Consider the following 15,615-nt stretch of genomic DNA (forward strand, 5'->3'; position numbering starts at 1 on the left):
GCGACGAATCACTCTCTCGCACAAGGCGGCTGGCCCCGCACGTGCGGGCGCCCGGTCGAGCTAGAGGACGTAGGCATCGCCGTCCCGACGGAAGCCCAGGCTCTCGTAATAGGGCTCGACCATGTCGGGAGGCGTCAGCACCCGCCGGAACCCGCGCCGGCGGAACGGGCCCTCCGGCCCGAAGACGAACTCACCGGGGGTGAGGTCACGGTGTCTCGGCGTCACCCAGTCGAGCAGCAGCTGGGCCGTGCCCTCCCCCGCGTCGCGCATGAGGACGACACCGACCGTCTCGTCGCCCCAGAGCACGAGGTAGGACGGGTCGCCCGCGAAGGGATCGTGCACGAACTCGGGGTTGTAGCGCCGGATGTCGCCCTCGTGGACCCGCAGCACGTGGCGAAGGTAGGTGTCGTCGCCGGCGACCTCGAGCACCTCGTAGACCTCGGCGTCGTGCTTCTCCCGCGACATCCGCGTCAGGTAGACGATGTTGATGCCGGCGAGCACGACGTTGAGGCCCACCATCGGCCAGACGTGGTTGAGGGCGTTGTAGACGATGAGCACGACGCAGCCCACGAGGTTGATGACCCGGAGCCTGCGCAGCTGCGTCTGCAGCAGCGACCAGACGAGCACGGCCGAGCCGATCCAGCCGACCGCCTCGAGCCACCACGAACCCATGGGCCGACCCTAGTGCTGAGGGGGCCCCTGCCGATCGGAATCGGCAGGGGCCCCTCACGCGGTCGACGACCGCTCAGGCGTCGGGGGCCACGAACTGCGGCAGCGCCGACTCGAAGCGCGAGTCGAGGGTGAGCGAGGGCATGACCTGGCCCTGCTTCTGCGCGTCGGCCGCGACCGAGGCTCCCCACGTCGAGGCCCGCAGCCGCTGGTTGGGCGTGCCGTGGTGGCCCGCATTGGTGAAGGCGCAGTCACCGACCTGGTAGAACGACTGCTCGGCCTCGAGGACCCGCTTCGTGTTGAGGGCGAGCCCCCGCTTGTGCGTGACGAAGTAGGTGCCGAAGGCGTCGGCCATCAGCTCGGTGCGGCGCGTCGCCTCGGGACCGGTGAGCGGCGAGGCGAACAGGTTCTTGTCGTACTGCACGTGGTGGCCGTACTCGTGGCCGAGAACGGCACGCGGACCGACATCGCCCACCCCGATGGCGCCCAGCGCGTCGAGCATCCCGTCACCGAAGACGAGCTTGTCGGGCAGCGAGGAGATGACCGGGTCGGGGTCACCCTGGCCGCTGAACGCGAACGCGTTGAGGGTGAAGATCGGGCTGTCACCGCGGGCCAGACCGGGATCGGTGGTCACCACGTCGACGACCAGGGCTGCCAGCTGCGCGGCCCGGGTGTCGTCGACGCCGTAGAGCACCCCGATGAGCCGGGCGAGCCGGGCCGGGTCACGCATCACGTCACCGTGCATGGCCATGAGCTGGATGTCGGTTCCGTCGGTGTCCCAGAACTTCTGAGCGGCCCGGAACGAGCTCGTCAGCTCGTTGCGCGAGTCCTTGGTCAGCGCGTAGGCGGGGTCGTCCGTGGACCCGAACAGGAGCGCGTCGTAGGTCGGGAAGTCGAAGCCCCCGAGCATCGAGAGCACGAAGAGGCTGGACGGGTCGATGTCGGCGAGGACCCCGTCGACGAAGGCGTCGAGCCGGGTCGGGGCGCACTGGTAGTGGGTCGGGTCGATGGCGCGGCCCAGGGCGTCCTGTGCCGCCGACGGCTCGACACCGAACCGGGCGAGCGCAGCCGCCTGCCGGGATCGCCAGTCGGCCGGCAGGAGGGTGCGGATCTTCGCGACCTGGCCGGCTGCCCGAGGGTCGGACGTCGTGCCTGAGGCGTAGTCGTAGGTGTGGCCGTCGGCGGCGACGAACGCCGAACGGTCCTGGGTCTGGGTCTGCAGTTGCGGTGATGTGGCCGCCGCGGCGACGGCGGTTCCGGTGGCCCCCGAGACGGCCAGCGACGTGACGAGAGCAATCGTCCAGGTCGTGGTCCTGCGCACGTGAGTGCTCCTTCGTGTCCTGCCCCGACCCGATGCCGTGGGCGACGCCCCATCATCACCGCCCCAGTGACATCGAGCCGCAAACGCGGCATATCCGACCCGAACCGCGCGCCGTGTCTCAGTCCGCGGGAGCCTCGTGCCCGAGGACCTTGAGGCCGACGACCGCGCCCACGATGCCGGCGAGGAGCAGCACCTTGACCACGGAGAACGCCTCGTTGCCGGTGACCATGGCCCACGTCACGGTCAGCGCGGCACCGAGCCCGGTCCACACGGCATACGCGCTCCCGATGGGGATCGTGCGCACCGCGTGGGCGAGGCCGACCATGCTGAGCGCGCCGGCCACGAGGAAGACCACGGCGGGCACCGGGCGCGAGAGACCCTCGGAGGCGGCGAGCGCTGATGCCCAGACCGCCTCGAGGACGGCGCTGGCGAGCAGGACCACCCACGGCATCACGCCACCGCCTTGAGGCCGGCGACGCAGCCGACGAGCACGAGCAGCAGCACCGCGCGGGCCGCACCGAGGCGCTCCTCGCGACGCACGACGGCGAGCAGGACCGTGCCGACGGCGCCGATCCCGACCCACACGGCATACGCCGTCCCAGTGGGCAGCGCGGTCATCGCCCAGGCGAGGCCGACCATGCTGAGCACGAGGGCGACGCCGAAGAGGGCGGTCGGTCGTGGACGGCGGAAGCCGCCGGACGCGGCGAGCGCGGTGGCCCAGACGGCCTCCAGCGCGCCGGAGAGGATAAGGACGAACCAGTGCACGGCGATCCGATCTGGCCGTCTTGTCGCTGTGCGGGTACGGCTCCCTCGTCCGCGAACGCGGCTCGCGCGCTCGGGACCAAGTCTACCCAAGCGTCACCTCTCGGTCTGAACGACGTATCAGTCCGCCACCCCCGGCGTACTGTCAGGTGCAGGCGCGCTCCTGCGGACAGAGGATCGCCATGAGCCGTGAGTATCTCGACTTCGACGTCGCCGTCACCCCCGAGGGACAGGGGTATGCCGCTCACGTCGTCGCCTCCCCCGCCGGGCAGGCGTCGGCGCCCTTCACGCTTCCGTTCGCGGCGACGGACCTCGCCCAGTTCATGATCGCCGTGGGCCCGCCCCGGGTCTCCTCGCGGCGCCTCGTCCCGGCCGAGGCCAGGGTCGTCGACGTCAAGGAGTACGGTCGCCGGCTCGGGGACGCGCTCCTCTCCGGCGACGTGGGCACGGCGTTCCGGTCGAGCCTCGCCACCGCCCGGTCCGACGGTCGTGACCTGCGGCTGAGGCTGCGGCTCGACGCGGTCCCCGACCTCGACTCCGTCCCCTGGGAGTACCTCTACGACGCCACGCTCGGCCGCTTCCTCACCCTCTCGCAGGAGACGCCGGTCGTGCGACTGCTCGACTCGCTCGAACGACCTCCCGTCGTCCAGGTCGAGGCGCCGCTGCGCGTGCTCGTCATGATCTCCAGCCCGAGCGACATGCCCGAGCTGGCCGTCGAGCGCGAGCGCCAGCTGCTCATGGCGACGACGGGCGACCTCGTGGCGAGCGGACGGCTCACCGTCACGGTCCTCGAGGAGGCCACGCTGACGGCGCTGCAACGAGCCCTGCTCGACGACTTCCACGTCTTCCACTTCATCGGCCACGGCGGCTTCGACCAGCAGGCGCAGGAGGGCGTGCTCGTCCTCGAGCGCGACGACGCCACCGCCCACCGCGTCTCGGGCGCCCGCCTCGGGACGCTGCTCCACGACGCCCGCTCCATGCAGCTGGCCGTGCTCAACGCCTGCGAGGGAGCGCGGACATCGGGGCGTGACGCGTTCTCCGGCGTCGCCCAGGCCCTGGTGCGCCAAGGCCTGCCGGCGGTCGTCGCGATGCAGACCGAGATCTCCGACCGCGCCGCGCTCGTGTTCAGCCACGAGTTCTACTACTTCCTGACCCGCGGGCTCGGCATCGACGCCGCGATCTGCGAGGTGCGCAAGGCGATGGCGGTCTCCGACGAGGCGTCCGAGTGGGGCACCGCGGTGCTGCTCCGGTCGGGGGCCGAACAGCCGTTCTCGTTCACCGCGGGCGCCACGGCGGGTGCCGAGCGACCCGAGAGCCGGCTCGAGTCCCTCTATGACGGCGCCCAGGGGGCGCTGCAGGCGAGCGCCCCGGAGACGGCCCTGCCGTTGCTCGAGCAGATCGCGGCCGAGCACCCCGACTACCAGGACGTCACGCAGCTGCTCGACCGGATCCGTCCCTTGGCCGGCCCGGACGACAGCGTCCCGCCACCACGGCCGGACCGACTGCCTCCGACGCCGTCGCAGCCCGAGACCCACACCGAGATCCAGCCCGAGACCCAGCCCGAGACCCAGCCCCAGCCGGAGTCCCGACCCCAGACCCGGCCTCTGTCACTCCACGACGCCGAGCCGGACCGGAGGCAACGTCGCCGCGGCAACGGCTTCGTCCGCAGCGTGGTCGGGCTCGTCGTCCTGTTCGGGCTCTTCTGGTTCGGCACCACCCAGGTGCCCTCGTGGTTCAGGAAGGCGACCGGCGATGTCGCCTCGGCCTGCGGGTCTGTCGCACCGTCCGGAGCCAGCGCGCAGACGACGTTCGTCGCCGGGTGCGCCACGACGGCCCCCGCCATCGACGGGGACTTCGCGGACTGGGACGGTGTGCCGGCGGTCCACATCTCCCGCGTCGTCGCCCAGCGCGGCACGCCGCAGCGGGCGTTCGGCGGCGACTGGCAGGCCGTCTGGGACAGCAGTGCGCTCTACCTGCGCGTGCACGTCGACGACGCGGACCTGCGGAGCGTCGACGTCGCGAACCCCGGCGCCTACTTCAACGGGGACGGTTTCTCGTTCGAGTTCGGTCCGGACGCCCGCCGTCTCGACCCCAGGGCCACGACCCGGCGAGGGCAGGACGTCCACGTCATGGTGGGCCTCTCGGGCGAGGCACCCACGTCCGGCGTGGCGTCGATCAACCCGGCGGGACGCGGCACCTTCGTCGCGGGCACCCGCCACCCCGAGATCACGGTCGGGAGGGCTGACGCCGTGAGCGGCTACGACCTCGAGGCGCGGGTGCCCTGGTCGGCCCTGCAGCTGGAGCAGGCACCGGTCCGCGGCTCGGTCTTCTCGATGAACGTCAACATCAGCGACGCGACGAGCGCACCGGCCCCCTGGACGCTGCGAACGATGAAGAGCACCAATGCCGCTCGCACCGCCGACACGCAGGCCTTCCCGCGCGGCTGGCAGACGATCACCCTGGCCGACACGGCCTCCTGACATGACCGGGCGCGTCTACGGCCTCCTCGTCGGGATCGACACCTACCCGGCGCCGGTCCCGTCGCTCTCGGGCTGCGTCAACGACGTCACCCGCTTCGCCGACGTGCTGCGCGACCGCGTCGGCGCGGACGTCGTCGACCTCGTCGTGCTGCGCAACGTGGAGGCGACCCGGACGGCGGTGACGACGCACCTGACGGAGCACCTGGGTCGAGCCACGGCGCAGGACGTCGCGCTCTTCTACTTCAGCGGCCACGGGTCGCAGCAGGAGACACCCGAGGACCTCTGGTCCCTCGAGCCGGACCACCGCAACGAGACGCTCGTGTGCGTCGACAGCCGCTCGCCCGGCAGCTGGGACCTGGCCGACAAGGAGCTCGCGGGCCTGCTGGACGGCGTCACGCGGTCCGGCTGCCACACGCTCGTCGTGCTCGACTGCTGCCACTCCGGTGACGGGACGCGCGACGCCGACGAGGTGGTACGGCTCGCGCCACCGGATCCCCGACCGCGCCCGTCGTCCTCCTTCGCCGGGCTGGACGTCGCGGACGGGCGGGTCCGCGGGGTGGGGCGGTGGACCCCGGCAGGTCGTCACGTGCTGCTCGCGGCCTGCCGGTCCTCGGAGCAGGCCAAGGAGGTCACCGTCGGGGGCCGGCGCCACGGTGCGCTGTCGGCGGCGCTCGACGCCGCGCTCCTCGACACCGACGGGCGGCCCACGTACCGCGACGTGCTGCGGCTCGTCACTGCCGACGTGACGAGCCGGGTCACCGACCAGCACCCGCAGGTCGAGACCGCCGACGCGACCGAGCTCGACCGGCCCTTCCTCGGAGGTGCCATCGCGGCCACGCCACGGCCGCTCACCCTGAGCCGGCTGCCGGAGGGGTGGTCCATCGACTCTGGCGCCGTGCACGGGGTCCCCGAGCCGATCGGCGACGACACGACCGAGCTGGCCGTCTACCCGTTGACGGGTGAGACGTCGGGATCGCCGCTCGCGACCGCCCTCGTCACGAAGGTCCTGCCGGACCGCAGCCTGGTGGACCTGACCCCGGACCTCGACGCGGCCTACGTCTACCGGGCCGTCGTCACCGCGATCCCGCTCGCGCCGCTACGGGTGGGGGTGGTCGGTGACGCGGCAGGCACCGCAGCCCTGCGTGACGCGGCCGGTCGCGCCGACGAGACGCTGGTCGACCTCGTGGACCTCGCAGACGGCGACAGCGCGCCCGCGACGGACCTGCTCGTGCAGGCGACCCCGGGCGGTTTCGTCATCACCCGGCCGGGCGTCACGCGCCCCCTCGTGCCGGTCGTCGAGGGCGAGGGCCGGGAGGAGCGGACCGTCCTCGCGCTCGAGCGCGTCGCGCGCTGGCTGCGTCTCTCCGCCCTGACCAACCCATCCACGCGCCTGGCCGCCGACTCCGTGCGGGTGGACGTCGACGCGGGCAGTGGTGCCGTAGGATCCGGGGGCACCCTGACGATCACGTATGCCGGGAGCGACGCCCCCCGGTTCGCCGTTCGTCTCGCGAACACCACCTCCACCCCCCTGTGGGCAGCCCTGCTCGACCTCACGGAGACGTACGGCATCTTCACCGACGCCTTTCCCGCCGGCTCGGTCGCACTCGGGGTCGGCGAGTCGACGAGCGTGGAGCTGCTCGGGCAGGTGTCGGACTCGATGTGGGCTGCGGGGACGGTCTCGCTCCGCGACCAGCTCATGGTCGTCACGAGCACGGTGGAGTTCGACCCACGGTCGCTCCAGCAGGAGGAGCTCGACGTCAGCGCGCCACCCGCCGGCACCACCAGGAGCGCCGACGCGTCGGCTGCACCACGGTCCAACCTCGAGCGTGTCCTCGGCGGCACCCGCACCCGTCGCCTGGGACCGAGACCTGACGTCGCCGCCGTCGCCGACTGGCGCACGGACTCGGTCTTCGTCGTCACGGTGCGGCCACGGTGAGAGCACGGCGAGGGCACAGTGAGGGCACGGTGCGGAGATGGTCAGGCGGGCGGGTGCGTGACAGGAGTGGTCGGGACGACGGGGACGGTTGACAGCGCGACGGTTTCGGCGTGGGCTGAGGTGCCATGACAGAGGGTTGGGCGTTCACGGGTGGCCCCCCCGCCTCGAACAGCATCGCGACGGTCTCGCTCGTCGAGGGCCGGTGCTTCTGTGTCTCGGGCCCCTCCGGTGACATCGGGACGGCCGGCGGGCACGGGCTCGTCGTCAGGGACACCCGCTTCCTCGACCATCTCGAGCTGCGCGTCGACGGCGAGCCGCTGGAGGCGCTGACCGTGGAGCAGATCGGGCCGCACGCCGCGACGTTCGTCACGCGTCCTCGACCGCGACCGGGGCTTGCCGACAGCACCCTGCTCGTGGTGCGACGTCGCTACGTCGGCAACGGTATGGTCGAGGACGTCACCCTCGAGAACCTGAGTGGCAGAGACGCGGACGTCATCCTGACGCTCACCGCGACCACCGACTTCGCCGGCCTGTTCGACGTCAAGGAAGGGCGTCTGGACGATCGGAAGGACACCATCGAGGTCACGATGGACGAGACGACCCTTCGTCGCCGCGTCGCGCGGGCCGACTCCCGGGCCGTCGAGCTGAGCGCGACGGGCGGCTGTCACGTGTTCACCCACGGCCTCGTGTGGCACCTGTCGGTCCCGGCTCGGGCGACGACGGAGTTCACGGTGCGCGTCGTGCCACTCTTTCGGGACGTCCCGCTGCCGTCGCCGTACCGCACCGGCGTGTCGCGCCGGGAGAGCCACCCCGCGAAGGAGCACCGCCGTTGGCGCGAGCGCAGTCCTGTCGTCTCGTCCGCCGACGCCCGGCTGAACAAGCTCGTCCGCACCTGCACCGACGACCTGGCGGGGCTCCGGATCTCCGACCCTCACCATCCCAAGCGCATCGTCCTCGCCGCGGGGGCACCCTGGTTCATGACGCTCTTCGGCAGGGACTCCCTGCTGACCGCCTGGATGCTCCTGCCACTGGACGCGAGAGTGGCACGGGGCACGCTGGAGACCCTGGCAGAGACCCAGGGGCGGGTGGTCGACCCCCGCACCGAGGAGGAGCCCGGGCGCATCCTGCACGAGATCCGCTCCGGGCTGCCGGACGAGGAGCGCGAGGGCGAGGAGACCGTCTACTACGGCACGGTCGACGCCACTCCCCTGTTCGTCATGCTCGCCGGTGAGCTCCACCGCTGGGGCGCCTCGAAGTCGGAGACGGCCTCCTTGGTGCCGCACGTCAAGCGGGCCCTGTCCTGGATCGAGCGCTACGGCGACGCGGACGGGGACGGTTTCGTCGAGTACGAACGGACCACCGACCGCGGGTTGGTCAACCAGGGCTGGAAGGACTCCTTCGACGGCATCACCTATGACTCCGGTGACGTGGCGACCCCGCCTCTGGCGCTGGCCGAGGTCCAGGGGTACGTCTATGCCGCCCAGCTTGCCGGGGCGCGACTGGCCCGGGCAAGCCACGACGAGGAGCGCGCAGGGCAGCTCGAGGAGCAGGCCGCGACGCTGAAACGTCGGTTCAACGAGCAGTTCTGGCTGGACGACCGTGGCTACTACGCGATGGCGCTCGACGCCGACAAGAAGCCGGTCGACGCACTCGCCTCCAACATGGGCCACTGCCTGTGGACCGGCATCGTCGACGAGGAGCGCGCGCTGCAGGTGGTCGAGGCGCTGATGTCACCCGAGATGTTCACCGGGTTCGGCATCCGCACGCTGTCGTCTGCGGCGGGCGCCTACAACCCGATGAGCTACCACAACGGCTCGGTGTGGCCGCACGACAACGCCATCATCGCGGCTGGACTGCGCCGCTACGGCTTCGTGGCCGAGGCCAACCGCGTGATCCTCGGTCTGCTCGACGCTGCGGCCGGGTTCGAGCACCACCTCCCCGAGCTCTTCTGCGGCTTCGACCGGGCCGAGTTCGCGCAGCCCGTCCCCTACCCGACCTCCTGCTCGCCGCAAGCCTGGGCGGCAGCCTCCCCGCTCCTTCTCGTACGTTCCCTCTGCGGGCTCGAGGTCGACCTCCCGGAGGGCTATGTGCAGTTCGATCCCGAGGTGCCTGAGGAGCTGCTCCCGCTGTCGGTCGCACAGCTGCACGTCGGCAGGGACCTGCTCGAGGTCTCCGTCGACACGTCGGGCTGGCAGGTGTCGGGACTGACGGACGGCCTCCGCGTCGAACGCGGCTCGCGCCGGAGCGGGGTCTCGCACAGCGACGCCGAGTGAGGCCTGTCGCTATACACGGTGCACCCGGCCGGGGCCGAGTACGGTGAAAGAGGGTCCATCGACGAGGCGGTGTGGGGCCGTCACGGACCCTGGGGGTGATGCACCGTGTCGACCACTTCGACGTCCGGCGCAGGGCCTCGCGTCGTGCTCCGACCGAGACCCCTGCGCATCGCGATGGTGGCACCGCCCTACTACACGGTCCCACCGCAGGGCTATGGAGGGGTGGAGTCCGTCGTCGCCGGGCTCGTCGACCGACTCGTGGCGCGGGGGCACCACGTCATCCTGTTCGCCGCGGGCAGGCGCGGGACGGCCGCGCAGGAGTTCGTGCGCACCTGGGACACGCCCCCCACGGAGCAGCTGACGCTGGCCCTGCCGGAGGTGGTGCACGCCGCCCGGGTCGAGGCCCTGCTGCGCGCGCACACCGTGGACCTCGTCCACGACCACACCCTGGCCGGTCCCCTCACCGCGGACGCACGGCACTCCCCGACCATCGTGACCGTGCACGGCACCATGGACGACCTGGCCGGGGTGTACCGGCCGCTGGGGAGTGCCGTCAGCCTGGTGGCCGTCTCCCACGCCCAACGCCGCCGCGCGCCGGACCTCAACTGGGTGGCGACCGTCCACAACGGGATCGACGTCGACAGCTTCCCGTACCGAGCCGACAAGGACGACTACGTCCTCTTCCTCGGTCGCTTCCACCCGCAGAAGGCACCCCACCTCGCCATCGAGGCCGCCCGGCGCGCCGGGGTCCGGATCATCCTGGCTGGCAAGTGCAGCGAGGAGATCGAGCACGACTACTACCGGGACCGGCTGGCGCCGCTCCTGGGGCACGACGCCGTCGAGGTGGGGGTGGCCGGCCCGGCGCTGAAGCGTCGACTGCTGGCCGGGGCCCGGTGCCTGGTCTTCCCGATCCGGTGGGAGGAACCGTTCGGTCTCGTCATGGTGGAGTCGATGGCGTGCGGTACGCCCGTGGTGGCCCTGGCGAGGGGCGCCGCCCCGGAGGTGGTGGCGCACGGTCGCACGGGCTTCGTCGTCGACCGGCCCGAGCAGCTTGCGGCGGCCATCTCCGACTGCGCCACCCTGGACCCAGCCGACTGTCGCCGCTACGTCAGCAGCCGCTTCAGCCTCGACGCGATGGCGACCGGCTACGAGAACGCCTACCGCCGGGTGCTGGCGAGCCCGGGGGCTGCTGCCGCCGGCGGCGCCTTTGCGATGCGGCCTCCGACGACGGTCTGAAGGACCCGAAGCCGGCGGAGGGAGCGGCACTCGTTGCCCCGGAACGACGAAGAAGGACCAGACACAAAGCGTGTCTGGTCCTTCTTCGTTCGGTGGAGCTGAGGGGACTCGAACCCCTGACCCCCTGCATGCCATGCAGGTGCGCTACCAGCTGCGCCACAGCCCCGTGCGGGTGTCACCTCGTCGAAGCGACTGCGTAACCATAGCGGGTCCGCGCCCGTGAGCCAAAATCGGGGGCGGCCTTTCGGGTCAGACGTTCCAGGGCCCGAGGTTCCAGCCGCTGATGCGCCACCGGGTCTGCTTCGAGAAGCTCTTGCCGACCTCGACGAGCTCGATCCAGTGGCAGTTGTCGAGTCCGCGGAAGACGGCGTCCGACGTGTCCTGGTCGAGTCCGACCAGGTCGCTCGCCGCGACGCGCGCGCTCACGCCGTGAGCCACCACGACGGCGGTCTCTCCGGGCCGTAGCCCGTCCGCGATCTCGCGCAGGGCCGCCCCAGCCCGCTGCGCCACCTGCGCCCGGGTCTCGCCGGTGACCCCTCGCGGGGCGTCCTCGCCCCGGTCGAGGGCCGCGATGACGTCGGGGTAGCGCTCACGCACCTCGTCGGCGTGCAGGCCCTGCCACTCGCCCACATGCACCTCACGCAGCCGCGCGTCGAGACGCACCGCCAGACCGGTGAGTCCCGCGATGGCTTCGGCGGTCGAGGCCGCGCGACGGAGGTCGCTCGAGACGATGAGGGCCGGCGCGTAGGCGGCGAGGTGCGGGGCCGCGGCCTGCACCTGTTCGCGCCCACGGTCGGACAGCTCGGTGTCCTTGTGCCCCTGCCAGACCCGGGCCGCGTTGTCGACCGTCTCGGCGTGGCGGACGACGACGACGCGACGCGGCCCGGAGGACGCCGAGGAGTCGGGCGCCGTCACGCCTCGTCGGCCGCGTCGACGGCCTCGGCCCCCGGACGGGCCGGGGCGGCCACGGTCGCCAGGTCGATCTCCGGGCAGTCCTTCCACAGGCGCTCGAGCGCGTAGTACTCGCGCTCCTCCTCGTGCTGGACGTGAACGATGATGTCGCCGAAGTCGATGAGGACCCAACGCCCCTCGCGCTCACCCTCGCGGCGGATGGGCTTGCTGCCGAGCTCGCGCAGCCGGTCCTCGACCTCGTCGACGATGGCGCCGACCTGGCGCTCGGACGGGGCCGACGCGATGACGAACACGTCGGTGAGTGGCATCTGCTCGCTCACGTCGATGGCGAGTACCTTCTCGGCGAGCTTCTCCCCGGCGGCCAGGGCGGCCACCTTCGCGAGCTGGATCGAATGGTCTGCTGCGGTCACGAATCTCCTTGGGGCGCGAAGGCCCCGGTTGCGTCCACGGGCTGGGCCACGCGGCTTGTCGAGGGGTGCACGGGGGACGGAGCCCCCTGTGGGTGGGCATACAGGTGGTACTTGTTGATGTACTGGACGACTCCGTCGGGCACGAGGTACCAGACCGGCTCGCCGTCTGCCACGCGCGAGCGGCAGTCCGTGGAGCTGATCGCCATGGCCGGCACCTCCTGGAGCGTGACCCGGTGCTCGGGCAGTCCCTTGTCGGACAGCTCGTGCCCGGGACGGGTGACGCCGATGAAGTGGGCCAGCTCCCACAGGTGCTCGGCGTCCTTCCACGAGAGGATCTCCGCGAGCGCGTCGGCGCCGGTGATGAAGAACAGCTCGTCCCCGGGCCGCTCCGCCCGAATGTCCCGCAGGGTGTCGATCGTGAACGTCGGGCCGGGCCGGTCGATGTCGACCCGGCTGACGGTGAAGCGCGGGTTGGAGGCCGTCGCGATGACGGTCATGAGGTAGCGGTCCTCCGCAGGCGAGACATGGCGGTCGGCCTTCTGCCACGGCTGCCCCGTGGGGACGAAGACGACCTCGTCGAGGTCGAACCGCGACTGCACCTCGCTGGCGGCCACGAGGTGACCGTGGTGGATCGGGTCGAACGTCCCGCCCATGACGCCGAGGCGCATGCTCAGTGGTGGGCCACGTCGGATCCGCTCGAGCTGCCGTGCGTGCCCTCGGAGGGACGGGTCGGACGGGGCGCCTGCACCTTGTACGCGGTGTTGCGGAAGCTCCACGTGACGCCGAGGGCCACGAGGAACAGCGCGAACGTGATGAGGAAGTAGGCGATCACCGGCAGGGGAAGCTCGCGCGCGGCTTCCTCCCCCTCGGTCACGAGTGCGAGTACACGATCAGACATGCGCCCAGCCTAGCGCCCGCTCACCGTGCTCGACGCAGCCAGTCCGTGCAGTGTGCCGGCGGGTCGGTTCACCCGCCGACCGTTCCGCCGGACGCGGCCCCGGCGCCCTGGGCACCCTCAGGCTCCCTGGGCACCCTCGGCACGACGGAGCCACGTGTGGCCGACCGTCGCGAACGGCTCCTCCCCCGCCGCCACGGCTGCGTGGACGAGGTCGCGCCAGCGCTCGGCGAGCGCCACGACCTCGGGCGGGTAGCCGAGCACGGTCCGGTGCTCCGCGAACTCGTCCTCGTCGTCGACGTAGAGGTGGCCCTCCCGGGTGAGGACGACGTCGAGGTCGAGGTCGACAACCACGACCTCCCACTCGGGGTCCCCCTCGATCCCCTCGCTGCCGGCCCGTCGGGTCCAGACCGGCGCCGTCGTCATGTCGACGTAGACGCTCACCTCGCGATGGGCCGGGTAGAACCCCACGGCATACGCCCCGGCGTGGGGCGCGAGCGAGACCCAGCTGCTCGCCGCGACGTACTCCCCCGCCGGGGTACGGCACCGCGTGCCTGCCGGGGAGTACCACCAGTGTCCGTGCTCGTCGGCCCCGAGGTAGGTCCCGACCCACGCGCGGTGCGCGCCGCCGCCCCACTTCGTGGAACGAGCCGCGACAGGGGTGCCGGGTGCGAGGCCGCCCGGCGGCATCCCTCGCCCCGGCGGGTGCTGCGCGCTCGGCTCGGTCACGCCGCGAACCCTACCTCCGTCGCAACGGGACGGGCACAGACGCGGGACAGTGACGTGACAGCCGCAGCCCATCGACGGCCGTACGCTAGATCGCATGGTTCCTGAGTTGTCCGTGGTCATCCCGATGTACAACGAGGAGGAGGTGCTCCCCCTCCTCGTCGAGCGGCTCCGCCCGCTCCTCGACGGCATGGGCACGACCTACGAGGTCGTCGCGGTCGACGACGGCAGCAAGGACCTGACGGCCGTGCTGCTGCAGCGCTACCACCGCGAGTGGCCGGCGCTGCGCGTCGTGCGCCTGCGCGCGAACGCCGGTCACCAGGCGGCGATCTCCGCCGGGCTCGTCAGCGCCCTCGGCGACTACGTCGTCACCATCGACGCCGACCTGCAGGACCCGCCCGAGATCATCCCCCAGATGCTGGCCGCCGCGAAGGGCGATGGCGTCGACGTCGTCTACGGCGTGCGCAACGACCGCTCCACCGACACGTGGTTCAAGCGCGTCTCGGCCCGGGCCTTCTACCGGTTCATCGGCCTGATGTCCCAGACCTCGGCGCACGCCGACGCCGGCGACTACCGCCTCATGTCCCGCGCCACGGTCGACGCGATCAACAGCCTCCCCGAGCACAACCGGGTCCTGCGCTTCATCGTTCCGGCCCTGAACTTCCCCTCCGACACCGTGCACTACAAGCGCGAGGAACGGGCGGCCGGGGACTCGAAGTACCCCCTGCTCAAGATGGTCAAGCTCTCGCTCGACTCCCTGACGGGCTTCTCGACGGCGCCCCTGCGGCTCGCGACCTTCGCCGGCTTCGGCGGCGCGGTCCTCGCGGTCCTGCTCGTGCTCTACACGTTCATCTCGCGTTCGCAGGGGCACACCGTGGCGGGTTGGACCTCCACCGTCGCCATCGTCGCAGGAGTCGGTGCCGTGCAGCTGGTCTGCGTCGGCATCCTCGGCGAGTACATCGGACGCATGTACGGCCACATGCAGGGCCGACCGACCTACTTCATCGCGTACGACTCGATGACGGCCGACTCCGGCGCCCACGGACCCACCGACACACCCCTCCCGGCGCAACCGGGCGGGACGCACCGTTCCGTCGACCCGGCCGCTCCGGCCGCTCCCGCCGCTCCGGCCGCACCGCCGTCACCGACGGCTCCGACGGCTCCGGCCGCTCCGGCCGCACCGGCCGCACCGACGGCCGAGCTGCCCGAGGCTACGCGTCGGGAGCCGACGCCGCCCACCGCACCGGTGACAGCACCGCCGGCCACCACGCCGGCCCCAGCGTCACCGGAGCCGAGTCAGCTGCGCGGCTGAGCCCGCAGGAGCAGGCTGACGCCCGGCAGGCCGCCGACCGGCAGGTAGCGCTCGGCCGTGATGATGGTGCGCAGTCCCCAGTTCACGAGGGGGTGCATGTCGTCGAGGTCCGAGCCCGAGCTCGACTTGCGTCGCATCGCCACGACCGGGCGCAGCAGCACGTTCCACGAGCGCACGTCGGTGACCTGGAAGCCACCGCGGTCGAGCAGGTCGACGAGGCCCTCGCGCGTGTAGCGGCGGACGTGGTCGACCGCCTCGTCGTGGTCGGACCACAGCCTGGGGTCGGCCGGGACCGCGACGAGGTAGGTGCCGGTGGGCTTGAGCACCCGGCGCACCTCGGCCACGGCCGCGTCGTCGTCCACGAGGTGCTCGAGCAGGTCGAAGGCCACGACGAGATCCAGCGAGGCGTCCGCGAGCGGGAGCCGGGTCGCGTCGCCGCGGATCGTGGCGAGCCCTCGGCCGTGCGCCACCTCCGCCCCGTCGGCGCCGTACTCGAGCGCGACGGCGTCCCAGCCGTGCTGGCGCAGGACGCGGGTGTTCCCGCCTCCCGCAGCGCCGATGTCGATGGCTCGCCCGGGCGTCAGCCCCGAGATGGCCTTGGCCAGGAGGTGGCGTCGCTCGCGATACCACCAGTGGTCGTCCTCGAGCTCAGCGAGCTTGCGGACCTCGGTGCCTTCCATGGT

15 protein-coding genes, 1 tRNA gene and 1 riboswitch are annotated in these 15,615 nt (G+C 71.8%); of the genes, 5 read left to right on the top strand and 11 right to left on the bottom strand.

The window, feature by feature from the left end:
- Positions 1-60: 60 nt before the first annotated feature.
- The 4 genes from ABD831_RS18105 to ABD831_RS18120 all read right to left on the bottom strand — a co-directional run bounded on the left by ABD831_RS18105 (position 61) and on the right by ABD831_RS18120 (position 2,755).
- Complete coding sequence (locus tag ABD831_RS18105) at positions 61-672, bottom strand: hypothetical protein (RefSeq protein ID WP_344949933.1); 612 nt, start codon at positions 670-672, stop codon at positions 61-63.
- A 73-nt stretch (positions 673-745) separates the two neighbouring features.
- On the bottom strand, positions 746-1,990 hold the full coding sequence (locus tag ABD831_RS18110; protein WP_344949936.1) for a neutral zinc metallopeptidase: 1,245 nt from the start codon (positions 1,988-1,990) through the stop codon (positions 746-748).
- Between the two features lie 118 nt (positions 1,991-2,108).
- On the bottom strand, positions 2,109-2,441 hold the full coding sequence (locus ABD831_RS18115) for a DMT family transporter (RefSeq protein ID WP_344949939.1): 333 nt from the start codon (positions 2,439-2,441) through the stop codon (positions 2,109-2,111).
- The gene (locus ABD831_RS18120) at positions 2,441-2,755 is read right to left on the bottom strand and encodes a DMT family transporter (RefSeq protein WP_344949942.1); all 315 of its coding nucleotides are present in this window, start codon (positions 2,753-2,755) and stop codon (positions 2,441-2,443) included. Before ABD831_RS18120 ends, ABD831_RS18115 begins: the two co-directional genes overlap by 1 nt.
- 9 nt (positions 2,756-2,764) lie before the next feature.
- Positions 2,765-2,830: riboswitch (guanidine-III (ykkC-III) riboswitch) on the bottom strand.
- A 104-nt stretch (positions 2,831-2,934) separates the two neighbouring features.
- Between ABD831_RS18120 and ABD831_RS18125 the strand changes: the two genes are divergently transcribed.
- The 4 genes from ABD831_RS18125 to ABD831_RS18140 all read left to right on the top strand — a co-directional run bounded on the left by ABD831_RS18125 (position 2,935) and on the right by ABD831_RS18140 (position 10,677).
- Positions 2,935-5,232 carry a CHAT domain-containing protein gene (locus tag ABD831_RS18125; RefSeq protein ID WP_344949945.1) on the top strand — a complete coding sequence of 766 codons (2,298 nt, stop codon included), beginning with the start codon at positions 2,935-2,937 and terminating at the stop codon, positions 5,230-5,232.
- Position 5,233: 1 nt separating this feature from the next.
- Positions 5,234-7,168 carry a caspase family protein gene (locus ABD831_RS18130; RefSeq protein WP_344949948.1) on the top strand — a complete coding sequence of 645 codons (1,935 nt, stop codon included), beginning with the start codon at positions 5,234-5,236 and terminating at the stop codon, positions 7,166-7,168.
- Between the two features lie 125 nt (positions 7,169-7,293).
- Positions 7,294-9,441: an amylo-alpha-1,6-glucosidase gene (locus ABD831_RS18135; RefSeq protein ID WP_344949951.1), complete on the top strand. Its 2,148-nt coding sequence runs from the start codon at positions 7,294-7,296 to the stop codon at positions 9,439-9,441.
- A gap of 144 nt (positions 9,442-9,585) precedes the next feature.
- Positions 9,586-10,677, top strand: a complete 1,092-nt coding sequence (locus ABD831_RS18140) for a glycosyltransferase family 4 protein (protein WP_344949954.1) — start codon at positions 9,586-9,588, stop codon at positions 10,675-10,677.
- Between the two features lie 93 nt (positions 10,678-10,770).
- Here the strand turns inward: ABD831_RS18140 and ABD831_RS18145 are convergent.
- The 6 genes from ABD831_RS18145 to ABD831_RS18170 form a co-directional block, all read right to left on the bottom strand.
- Positions 10,771-10,843, bottom strand: a tRNA-Ala gene (locus ABD831_RS18145).
- Between the two features lie 83 nt (positions 10,844-10,926).
- Positions 10,927-11,592: a histidine phosphatase family protein gene (locus tag ABD831_RS18150; RefSeq protein WP_344949957.1), complete on the bottom strand. Its 666-nt coding sequence runs from the start codon at positions 11,590-11,592 to the stop codon at positions 10,927-10,929.
- Positions 11,589-11,999, bottom strand: coding sequence for a ribosome silencing factor (gene rsfS / locus ABD831_RS18155; RefSeq protein ID WP_344949960.1), 411 nt, complete (start codon positions 11,997-11,999; stop codon positions 11,589-11,591). The genes ABD831_RS18150 and rsfS overlap by 4 nt, the downstream gene beginning before the upstream one ends.
- Positions 11,996-12,652, bottom strand: a complete 657-nt coding sequence (gene nadD / locus ABD831_RS18160) for a nicotinate-nucleotide adenylyltransferase (RefSeq protein WP_425582851.1) — start codon at positions 12,650-12,652, stop codon at positions 11,996-11,998. Before nadD ends, rsfS begins: the two co-directional genes overlap by 4 nt.
- Positions 12,653-12,669: 17 nt before the next feature.
- A complete protein-coding gene (locus ABD831_RS18165; RefSeq protein ID WP_344949966.1) occupies positions 12,670-12,897 on the bottom strand; it encodes a hypothetical protein in 228 nt (75 codons plus the stop codon).
- Positions 12,898-13,014: 117 nt separating this feature from the next.
- Positions 13,015-13,623 (bottom strand): DUF402 domain-containing protein, encoded by a 609-nt coding sequence (locus ABD831_RS18170; protein WP_344949969.1) that lies wholly within the window; start codon positions 13,621-13,623, stop codon positions 13,015-13,017.
- Positions 13,624-13,717: 94 nt separating this feature from the next.
- Here ABD831_RS18170 and ABD831_RS18175 point away from each other — a divergent pair, with 94 nt between their 5' ends.
- Positions 13,718-14,932, top strand: coding sequence for a glycosyltransferase family 2 protein (locus tag ABD831_RS18175; RefSeq protein WP_344949972.1), 1,215 nt, complete (start codon positions 13,718-13,720; stop codon positions 14,930-14,932).
- Here ABD831_RS18175 and ABD831_RS18180 read toward each other — a convergent pair.
- On the bottom strand, positions 14,917-15,612 hold the full coding sequence (locus ABD831_RS18180; RefSeq protein WP_344949975.1) for a class I SAM-dependent methyltransferase: 696 nt from the start codon (positions 15,610-15,612) through the stop codon (positions 14,917-14,919). The genes ABD831_RS18175 and ABD831_RS18180 overlap by 16 nt on opposite strands.
- Positions 15,613-15,615 lie beyond the last annotated feature (3 nt).

It is taken from the genome of Terrabacter ginsenosidimutans (assembly GCF_039539425.1).
GTDB lineage: Bacteria > Actinomycetota > Actinomycetes > Actinomycetales > Dermatophilaceae > Terrabacter > Terrabacter ginsenosidimutans.

Bases quoted from the DNA above. Each gene is read 5' to 3' on its own strand.
- ABD831_RS18105 (WP_344949933.1), bottom strand. From the start codon at position 672: ATGGGTTCGTGGTGGCTCGAGGCGGTCGGCTGGATCGGCTCGGCCGTG.
- nadD (WP_425582851.1), bottom strand. From the start codon at position 12,652: ATGGGCGGGACGTTCGACCCGATCCACCACGGTCACCTCGTGGCCGCC.
- ABD831_RS18180 (WP_344949975.1), bottom strand. From the start codon at position 15,612: ATGGAAGGCACCGAGGTCCGCAAGCTCGCTGAGCTCGAGGACGACCAC.
- ABD831_RS18175 (WP_344949972.1), top strand. From the start codon at position 13,718: ATGGTTCCTGAGTTGTCCGTGGTCATCCCGATGTACAACGAGGAGGAG.
- ABD831_RS18165 (WP_344949966.1), bottom strand. From the start codon at position 12,897: ATGTCTGATCGTGTACTCGCACTCGTGACCGAGGGGGAGGAAGCCGCG.
- ABD831_RS18130 (WP_344949948.1), top strand. From the start codon at position 5,234: ATGACCGGGCGCGTCTACGGCCTCCTCGTCGGGATCGACACCTACCCG.
- ABD831_RS18115 (WP_344949939.1), bottom strand. From the start codon at position 2,441: ATGCCGTGGGTGGTCCTGCTCGCCAGCGCCGTCCTCGAGGCGGTCTGG.
- ABD831_RS18125 (WP_344949945.1), top strand. From the start codon at position 2,935: ATGAGCCGTGAGTATCTCGACTTCGACGTCGCCGTCACCCCCGAGGGA.
- ABD831_RS18135 (WP_344949951.1), top strand. From the start codon at position 7,294: ATGACAGAGGGTTGGGCGTTCACGGGTGGCCCCCCCGCCTCGAACAGC.